General features: G+C 74.7%; 8 protein-coding genes. 4 read left to right on the top strand and 4 right to left on the bottom strand.

Translation table 11 applies throughout. The features are described 5' to 3' along the window. From CWIS_RS15900 to CWIS_RS15885, 4 genes are all read right to left on the bottom strand, one after another. Positions 1-446 (bottom strand): HIT family protein (locus tag CWIS_RS15900; protein ID WP_048344302.1); only part of this gene is annotated, 446 nt, incomplete at its 3' end. Positions 447-475: 29 nt separating this feature from the next. Then, entirely contained in the window at positions 476-1711 is a 1236-nt protein-coding gene (locus CWIS_RS15895; protein WP_048344301.1) for an ABC transporter permease, read from the bottom strand. Next, positions 1708-2688 carry an ABC transporter ATP-binding protein gene (locus tag CWIS_RS15890; RefSeq protein ID WP_048344300.1) on the bottom strand — a complete coding sequence of 327 codons (981 nt, stop codon included), beginning with the start codon at positions 2686-2688 and terminating at the stop codon, positions 1708-1710. The genes CWIS_RS15895 and CWIS_RS15890 overlap by 4 nt, the downstream gene beginning before the upstream one ends. A gap of 64 nt (positions 2689-2752) precedes the next feature. Then, positions 2753-3298 carry a DUF1697 domain-containing protein gene (locus CWIS_RS15885; protein ID WP_048344299.1) on the bottom strand — a complete coding sequence of 182 codons (546 nt, stop codon included), beginning with the start codon at positions 3296-3298 and terminating at the stop codon, positions 2753-2755. Between the two features lie 266 nt (positions 3299-3564). Here CWIS_RS15885 and nirB point away from each other — a divergent pair, with 266 nt between their 5' ends. The 4 genes from nirB to CWIS_RS15865 form a co-directional block, all read left to right on the top strand. Next, positions 3565-6114 carry a nitrite reductase large subunit NirB gene (gene nirB, locus CWIS_RS15880; protein ID WP_048344317.1) on the top strand — a complete coding sequence of 850 codons (2550 nt, stop codon included), beginning with the start codon at positions 3565-3567 and terminating at the stop codon, positions 6112-6114. Then, entirely contained in the window at positions 6111-6533 is a 423-nt protein-coding gene (nirD, locus tag CWIS_RS15875; protein ID WP_048344298.1) for a nitrite reductase small subunit NirD, read from the top strand. The genes nirB and nirD overlap by 4 nt, the downstream gene beginning before the upstream one ends. Then, entirely contained in the window at positions 6530-7810 is a 1281-nt protein-coding gene (gene cobA / locus CWIS_RS15870; RefSeq protein WP_048344297.1) for a uroporphyrinogen-III C-methyltransferase, read from the top strand. The genes nirD and cobA overlap by 4 nt, the downstream gene beginning before the upstream one ends. After that, positions 7807-8883: uroporphyrinogen-III synthase (locus tag CWIS_RS15865; RefSeq protein ID WP_048344316.1), on the top strand; the 1077-nt coding region annotated here is incomplete at its 3' end. The genes cobA and CWIS_RS15865, both read left to right, overlap by 4 nt.

Below are 8883 nucleotides of genomic sequence, written 5' to 3'. Positions count from 1 at the left end.
CAGAGCGCGGGTGACCCCAGCGCGCGTGGGACGTGCGCGCCCTGCCCGGCCGACCGCAGCGCGGCCCGCACGCGCTCGGCCGCGGCGTCGAGCGCGTCCGCCGGGACGTCGGTGCGCGCGTTGGCGAACGTCAGGCTGGCCTCGTCCCACGCCGGGAGCACGTGCAGGTGCAGGTGCGGGACCTCGAACCCCGCGACGAGCAGCGCGGCCCGCGGCGCGTCCCACTCGGTCTGGAGGGCCGAGCCGATCGTGCGTGCGACGACCGCGAGGTGCGCGAGCACGTCGTCCGGGGCGTCCGTGAGCTCGACGATCTCCGCGCGCGGGACGACGAGCACGTGGCCGTCGGTGATGGGCGCGATCGTCGCGAACGCCACGCACACGTCGTCGGCCCACACGAACCGTCCGGGGATGTCGCCGTCGATGATCTTCGTGAAGAGCGTCGCCATGGGCTCAAACTAGCCCGCGCGGCAGGCCGTCAGGCGCGGCGCAGGGCCTCCCGGACCTTCATGCGGCCACCCGAGTGGAGCACGGCGCCCGAGTAGATCCGCCCGGCCAGCCAGACGAGCACGGGCACCAGCGCGATCGACAGGCCGAGCGCGAGCAGCACCTCCCACGTCTCCGCCACGCCCAGCGCGATGCGCATGGGCATGAGCATCGGCGAGCAGAACGGCACGTACGACAGCGACGTGGCCAGCGAGTTCGTCGGGTCCCACGGCAGGATCGAGATGCCGATGACGTACGGGACGATCATGAGCGTCGTGACGGGCCCGATGACCGAGCCGACGTCCTCCTGGCGCGAGACGAGCGCGCCGAGCGCCCCGAGGACGAGCGCGTACATCGCGAACCCGACGACGAACCACACGAGGGCCCAGAGCGCGGTGGTGCCCAGGTCGAGCGACGACGAGTCGAGCAGGCCGAGCGCCGTGGCCGTCCCCGCGCCCGCGGCGACGACCAGCGCGACCTGCAGCAGGCCGACCACGCCGATGCCGAGCACCTTGCCGGCCATGAGCTGCGCGGGGCGCAGGGTCGCGAGCAGCAGCTCGACGACCCGGCTCGACTTCTCCTCGACCACGCCCTGCGCGACGAGCTGGCCCGCGGTCATCAGCGAGATGAACAGCAGGATGCCGGCGAGGTAGCCCGCGACGATCTGGCCGCCGTCGCGCGCGGGCTCGGGTTCGAGCGCCGAGACCTGCGGGGCCGCCTGCGCGATCTGACCGGAGACGTCGGCCGGGTCGCCGCCGAGGTCGGTGACGGCGGACGCGAGCGCCAGCTGCTGCGCGAACGCCGCGAGCACGGGCTGCATCGTCTGGTCGACGGCGGCCTTCACCTGCACGTCGAGCGTCGGGTCGACAGCCGTCACGACGAGGTCGAGGTCGCCGTCGCGCAGGCCCTTCTCGGCCGCGGCGGCGTCGGCGACGTCGCTGGTCTCGACCGTCACGCCCATCCCGGTCGCGGTCGCCTCGAAGGCGCTCGCCGCGGCCGAGGCGTCCGGGGTGAAGCCGACGTGCGTGGCGTCGGGCCCTTGGCCGCTGACGGCGTTGAGCAGCACGCCGCCCAGCACGACGGCGACCACGAAGAGTGCGGTCGTCCACAGGAACGCCTTCGTGCGGACCCGGGTCGAGATCTCCCGGCCGGCGACGAGCCGGATCGCGGCGCCCGTGCTGAGCTCGCCGGTCGTGGCGGGCGACAGGCGCGTGGAGGGCGTGCTCATGCGGTCACCTCGGCGGGGGTGCGGTCGGACGCGGCGGGGGACTCGTCGCTCGAGACGACGTGCCGGTACAGCTCGACGAGGGACGGACGGACGCGGGCGAACTCGCGCACCGGACCGGCGGCGAGCGCGGCGGCGAGGAGCTCCTGGTCGACATCCGCGAGGTCGGGGTTCGCGACCTCGACGACGCTGCGTCGCGCTGCGCCGGTGCCGGCCGAGGACCCCGACGCGGGCTCGGAGGACACCAGGCGCGCGGCGGGCACGCGCGCGAGCCAGTCGTCGGGCGCAGGCCCGTCGACCTCCCACCTGCGCTCGGGCGTGCTGCGCAGCTCGTCGATGCCACCCACGGCCACCATCGAACCCGCGCGCACGATCCCGACGCGGTCGCACAGCCGCTCGACGAGCTCGAGCTGGTGCGAGGAGAACATCACCGGGACCCCGGCCGCGGCCTGGTCGCGCAGCACCTGGCTCATGACGTCGACCGCGACGGGGTCGAGGCCGGAGAACGGCTCGTCCAGCACGAGGATGTCGGGGGAGTGCACGAGCGCCGCCGCGAGCTGGACGCGCTGCTGGTTGCCGAGCGAGAGCTTGAGCACCTCGTCCCCGCGGCGCGCGTCGATGCCCAGCACGTCCGTCCAGTGCTCCATCGCCGCGACGGCCGCGGTCCTCGACATCCCGTGCAGGCGTGCGAGGTACACCAGGTGCTCGCCGACGCGCATCCGCGGGTAGAGCCCGCGCTCCTCGGGCATGTACCCGATGCGCCGGCGGACGTGCAGGTCCAGCGGGCGCCCGTCCCAGCGCACCTCGCCCGAGTCGGCGGCGAGCACGCCGAGGACGATCCGCATCGTCGTCGACTTGCCTGCGCCGTTGGACCCGACGAAGCCGAAGATCTCGCCCGCGCGTACCTCGAACGACATGTCGCGCAGGGCCTGGACCGGCCCGTACGCCTTGGACAAGGAGTCGATGCTCAGCTGGGACATGGCCTCGATCCCATCAGACGACCGCCGCGGATGCCAAGGCAGCCGGCCGCGGCGCGTCCCCAGGTCACACCCGTTCCTGGGCGAGCGCGTCGAGCGCGAGCACGGTGTTCCAGTTGCGCGCGGTCCCGCGCCGACCGGCCGCCTTCTCGAGGACCGGCAGGGTCAGCTTGGATCGGCCCTGGCCGTCGCAGTAGTGCGCGTACAGCTCGCTGTCCCGCCACTCCAGACGCTCGCGGCCGTACCGCGTCGCGTCGAAGTCCGCCGCGGTCGCGGCCACGGGCCCGTCCCAGGTCACCAGGACGACGTGCGTCGGGTCGTCCGTCGCCTCGTCGCGCAGCGGCAGCGCCTCGACGATCGCGTGCCACTGCTGGGCGGTGCGGGTGATCACCGGCACGGCGAAGCCCGCCTCGGCGGTGAGCGCCGCGCCGAGCTCGTCGGCGACCTGCGCGGCGCCGTGCGGCGAGACGAGCACGACGTTGCCCGAGTTCACGTACGTCTTCACCTCGGTGTACCCGATCCCTTCGGCCGTCCCGCGCAGCTGCGCGGAGGTCAGCTTGCGCCCACCCACGTTCACGGCCCGCAGCAGGCCCACCACGACCTCGTGCGCCACAGCCGTCCTCCTCGTCCTCGGCACCACCCGCGCCCCCGCCAGGGCGACGATACGCAGCCGTGCCGTACCGGTCACCCGGCCGCGGCCGTCGCGGACGGACGCCTCGTCTCACACGACGACCGCCGCGGGTGTGCGAGAAAGGTTGCGGTGGGGAAACGCGTGGACACGCCTGCCGGAAACACGCCGTTCGTACCGTCGGTGAGGTAAGTCGTCACCCGTCGGACGGAGCCCCCGTGAGCAAGCACCTCGTCGTCGTCGGCGGCGGCATGGTGGCGCAGCGCCTCGTCGAGGCCATGCGCGACCGTGACGCCGACGGCCGCTGGCGCATCACCGTCCTGGCCGAGGAGCCACGCCGGCCGTACGACCGCGTCGCCCTGACCAGCTACTTCTCGGGCCGCGACGCCGACGACCTGGCGCTCGGCGACGCGACGCTGTGGGACGACCCGCTGGTCTCGCTGCGCCGCGACGACAAGGTCGTCGCGATCGACCGGGTGGCCAGGACCGTCACCACGCAGCGCGGCCGCACCGAGCACTACGACCACCTGGTCCTGGCGACGGGCTCGTCGGCCTGGGTGCCGCCCGTGGAGGGCGCGGACCTCGAGGGCGTGTTCGTGTACCGCACGGTCGACGACGTCGCGGCGCTGCGCGGGTACGTCGAGAAGCTCCGCGCGACGAAGCCCGTCGTGCGGGGCGCGGTGCTCGGCGGCGGGCTGCTCGGGCTGGAGGCCGCGGGCGCGCTGCAGGCGCTGGGCGCGCAGGCGACGGTGCTGCAGGTCGGCACGCACCTGATGTCGACGCAGATCGACCTGGGCGGCGGTGAGGCGCTGCGTCGGCTGATCAACGGCCTGGGCGTGGGCGTGCGGCTCAACGCCATGACGACGCGGATCCGCGCGCACCGTCGCGGCGGGGTCGGACGTCTCGACCTGGCCGACGGGGGCCGCGTCGACGCGGACGTCGTCGTGGTGGCGGCCGGGGTCCGGCCGCGTGACGAGCTCGCGCGGGACGCGGGCCTGCTGATCGGCGAGCGTGGCGGTGTCGTCGTCGACGACGCGTGCCTCACGAGCGACCCGGACGTCTCGGCCGTCGGCGAGGTCGCGTGCATCCAGGACCAGTGCATCGGCCTGGTCGCGCCGGGCTACGCGATGGCCGAGGTCGCGGTCGACCGGCTGCTGGGCGGCGCGGCGCAGTTCCCCGGTGCCGACACGGCCACCAAGCTCAAGCTCGCGGGCGTCGACGTCGCGAGCTTCGGGGACGCGTTCGGCACCACGCCCGGCGCGCTCGAGGTCGTCTGGGCGGACCCGGTCGCGGGCGTCTACAAGAAGCTCGTCCTGTCCGACGACGCGCGCACGCTGCTCGGCGGCGTGCTCGTCGGTGACGCGTCGGCGTACGCGAGCCTGCGGCCGATGCTCGGCCGTGAGCTCCCCGGCGACCCGGCGGCATACCTGCTCCCCGAGGGCGGGGGCGCACCCGACCTGGAGCTGCCCGACGACGCGAGCGTGTGCTCGTGCAACAACGTCAGCGCGGGTGCGATCCGCGGCGCGGTGACCGAGCACGGCTGCACCGACGTGGGTGCGGTCAAGGCGTGCACGAAGGCGGGCACGTCGTGCGGCTCGTGCCTCCCGCTGGTCAAGAAGCTCGTCGGCACCGAGCTCGCGAAGCAGGGCATCACGGTCTCGTCGGCCCTGTGCGAGCACTTCGCGCTGTCCCGCGCACAGCTCTACGACGCCGTCCGCGTCGCCGGACTGGCCTCGTTCACCGAGGTCGTCGCGCGGTTCGGCACGGACGCGGCCGGCCGCGGGTGCGACATCTGCAAGCCCGCGGTCGCCTCGATCCTCGCGACGACCGCGCCCGCGCACGTCCTCGAGGGCGAGCGGGCCGCGCTGCAGGACACCAACGACCACGTGATGGCCAACCTCCAGAAGGACGGCTCCTACTCGGTGGTCCCGCGCATCCCGGGCGGTGAGGTCACGCCCGAGGGGCTGATCGCGATCGGCGCCGTCGCGCAGGACTTCGGGCTCTACACCAAGATCACGGGCGGCCAGCGGATCGACCTGTTCGGCGCGCGGATCGACCAGCTCCCGCTCATCTGGCAGCGCCTCGTGGACGCGGGTTTCGAGTCCGGGCACGCGTACGGCAAGTCGCTGCGCACCGTGAAGTCCTGCGTGGGCTCCACGTGGTGCCGGTTCGGCGTGCAGGACTCGGTCGCGCTCGCGGTCCTCCTCGAGCTGCGCTACCGGGGGCTGCGCAGCCCGCACAAGATCAAGCTCGGTGTCTCGGGCTGCGCGCGCGAGTGCGCCGAGGCGCGCGGCAAGGACGTCGGCGTGATCGCCACGGACAAGGGCTGGAACCTGTACGTGGGCGGCAACGGCGGGTTCACGCCGCGGCACGCGCGCCTGCTGGCCGAGGACCTCGACACCGAGACGCTGATCCGGACGATCGACCGGTTCCTGCTGTACTACGTGCGCACCGCCGACCGGTTGCAGCGCACCGCGCCCTGGGTGGACGAGGTCGAGGGCGGGCTCGACGGCGTCCGCGCGGTCGTCCTCGAGGACTCGCTCGGCATCGCCGCGGATCTCGACGCGCAGATGGCCCGGCACGTCGAGGAGTATGAGGACGAGTGGCGGGCGACCCTGGAGGACCCCGAGAAGCTGCGCCGGTTCGCCTCGTTCGTCAACGCCCCGCAGACCGCCGACCCCTCGTTGGCCTACGTCCCCGAGCGGGGCCAGGCCCGGCCCGCCACCGCCGACGAGCGCGCGGCCGCGGACCGCGGCGAGCCCGTCCTCGTCGCCGGAACCACCTTGGAGGTGCGCGCATGACCGTCCTGGACACCCTGCCCACGACGACGACCTGGACGGCGGTGTGCCGCCTCGACGACCTCGTCCCCGAGCGCGGCGCTGCGGCCCTCGTCGGCGACGACCAGGTCGCGCTGTTCCGGCTGGTCGACGACACGGTGCTGGCCGTGCAGCAGCAGGACCCGTTCTGCGGCGCGTACGTGCTCTCGCGCGGCATCGTCGGGACACGCCACGTGCACGACGAGGTCGTGCCCACCGTCGCCTCCCCGATGCACAAGCAGGTGTTCGACCTGCGGACCGGTGCGTGCCTGGACCCGGTCGGCAAGAGCCCCGTCCGCGGCCTCGCCCCGGACCTTCGGGCCTGGGCCGTCCGGGTGGTCGATGGGATCGTCGAGATCGGCGAGCCGGCCCCGACCACCGGCCAGGCGGGGGGTGACGCATGACGACGATGCTCGGGCTGGACCTGACGGGCCGCCGTGTCCTCGTCGTCGGCGGCGGTCCCGTCGCCGCGCGCCGGGTGCAGGCGCTCGTCGCCGACGGCGCGCGCGTGCTCGTCGTCGCGCCCGCGCTGTGCGAGCCGCTGCGCGACGCGCACCGCTGGGGCCAGGTGGAGTGGAAGTCGCACGAGGTCCGCGAGCAGGACCTCGACGACGCGTGGCTCGTGCTCACCGCCACGGGGGACGGCGCGACGGACGACCAGGTGGCCGAGTGGGCCGCGCAGCGACGCGTGTTCTGCGTGCACGCGGGCCGCGTGGCGGGCGGCACCGCGCGCACCCCGGCGACGACGAGCCTCGGCGACGTCCTCGTGGGCGTCGTCTCGACCGGTGCGCCCGACCCGGGTCGCACGGCGGCGGTGCGTGACGCGCTCGCGGAGAAGGTCCGCGACGTGCTGGCCGACCACCTGCGCGAGGGTCATGTCGACGTCCGGGGCAGGCGCGCGCGCGACGCCGGTCGGGTGGTGCTCGTCGGCGGGGGACCCGGCGACGTCGGGCTGCTCACGCTCGCAGGTCGGCGCGCGCTCGCGGAGGCCGACGTCGTGGTGACCGACCGGCTCGGGCCGGTCGAGGTGCTCGACGAGCTCGCGCCGGACGTCGAGATCATCGACGTGGGCAAGACGCCTGGGCACCACCCGGTGCCGCAGCACGAGATCGGGCGGATCCTCGTCGAGCAGGCGAAGCGCGGGCGGGTCGTCGTGCGGCTCAAGGGCGGCGACCCGTTCGTCTACGGACGCGGGGGCGAGGAGGTCCTGGCGTGCCGCGCGGCGGGCGTGCCGGTCACGGTCGTCCCGGGCGTGAGCTCGGCGCTCGCGGCGCCGGCCGCCGCGGGGATCCCGCTCACGCACCGCGGGACCGTCGGCGCGCTGCACGTGATGAACGGGCACGACGGGTGGTCGCAGGCCGCCCTGGTGGGCCTGCGCGACGCGACGTGCACGGTCGTCGTGCTCATGGGCGTCTCCGCACTCGGTGAGCTCGCGGGACGCGCGCTGGAGTTCGGTGTCGCGCCGACGACGCCGGTGGCGGTCGTCGAGCGCGCCACCACGCCCACGCAGCGCGTCACGAGGGCCACGCTCGCGACCCTGGAGGCCACCGCGCTCGCGGAGGGCGTCAAGGCCCCGGCGGTGCTCGTCCTGGGTGAGGTCGCGGCCGAAGGGCTCCTCGAGCCCCGGCCCGTGGACTCACCCGGTGCACCCGACCTCACAGACCGCACAATGGCGTGGTGAGCGCCGCGACCACGAGCACGACGACCGACCCCGGGATCGACCAGACCCTGGCCGGCTGCGTCGTGCTCATCACCGCGGACCGCCGCTCGAGCGAGCTGACCGCAGCCCTGACCCGGCGGGGCGCGAGCGTCCGGCACGCCGCCGCGCTCGGGATGATCCCGAACATCGACGACGCCGCGCTCCTGGCGGCGACGCGGGACGTGATCGCGGACCCGCCCGACACGGTCGTCGTGACGACGGGCATCGGCTTCCGCGGCTGGGTCGAGGCCGCGGACGCCGCGGGTCTCGCCGACGAGCTCGTCGAGGCGCTGCGCGGCGCGCGGATCGTCGCGCGTGGCCCGAAGGCGCGCGGCGCGATCCAGGCGGCGGGGCTCATCCCCGACTGGGTCGCCGAGTCCGAGACGAGCGCGGAGGTCGCCCAGGTCCTGCTCGACGAGGGCGTGACCGGCCGGGACGTCGTCGTGCAGCACCACGGTGCGGGGTCCGACGGGCTCGACGCGGCGTTCGCGGCCGCGGGCGCTCGGGTGCGCAGCCTCGTCGTCTACCGGTGGGGGCCGCCGCCTGACCCGGCCGCCGTGGCGGCGTCCGTCCGGGCGGTCGCCGTCGGGGAGGTGGACGCGGTCGCGTTCACGTCCGCGCCGGGGGCGGCCGCGTGGCTCGCCGCGGCCGACGAGCAGGGCGTGGTCGAGGCCGTCGTGGAGCGGTGCCGGGAGGGTTCGGTCGTGATGGCGGCGGTCGGGCCCGTGACCGCGCTGCCGCTGCAGGAGCGCGGGATCGAGCCGCTGATCCCCGACCGTGGCCGGCTCGGCTCGCTCGTGCGGCTCATCGTCAACCACTACGGCGGGCTCGAGGCGCTCGAGACGATCGCTGGCCCGCTGCGCGTCTATCGCGGCGCGGCCGTGCTCGGCGACCGCGTGCTGCCCCTGACGCCCACGGGCCTGGAGATCCTGCGGCTGCTCGCGCACGCGCGCGGTTCCGTGGTCCCGCGCGACCAGGTGCTCGCGGCGCTGCCGGGCGACTCGCGCGACCCGCACGCCGCCGAGGTCGCGATCGCCCGGCTGCGCGAGGCGACC

It is taken from the genome of Cellulomonas sp. A375-1 (assembly GCF_001040865.1).
In the GTDB taxonomy this organism is placed as follows: Bacteria; Actinomycetota; Actinomycetes; order Actinomycetales; family Cellulomonadaceae; genus Cellulomonas; species Cellulomonas gelida.
The sequence above is the reverse complement of the archived record's forward strand: the minus strand, read 5'-3'. Positions and strand labels throughout refer to the sequence as shown.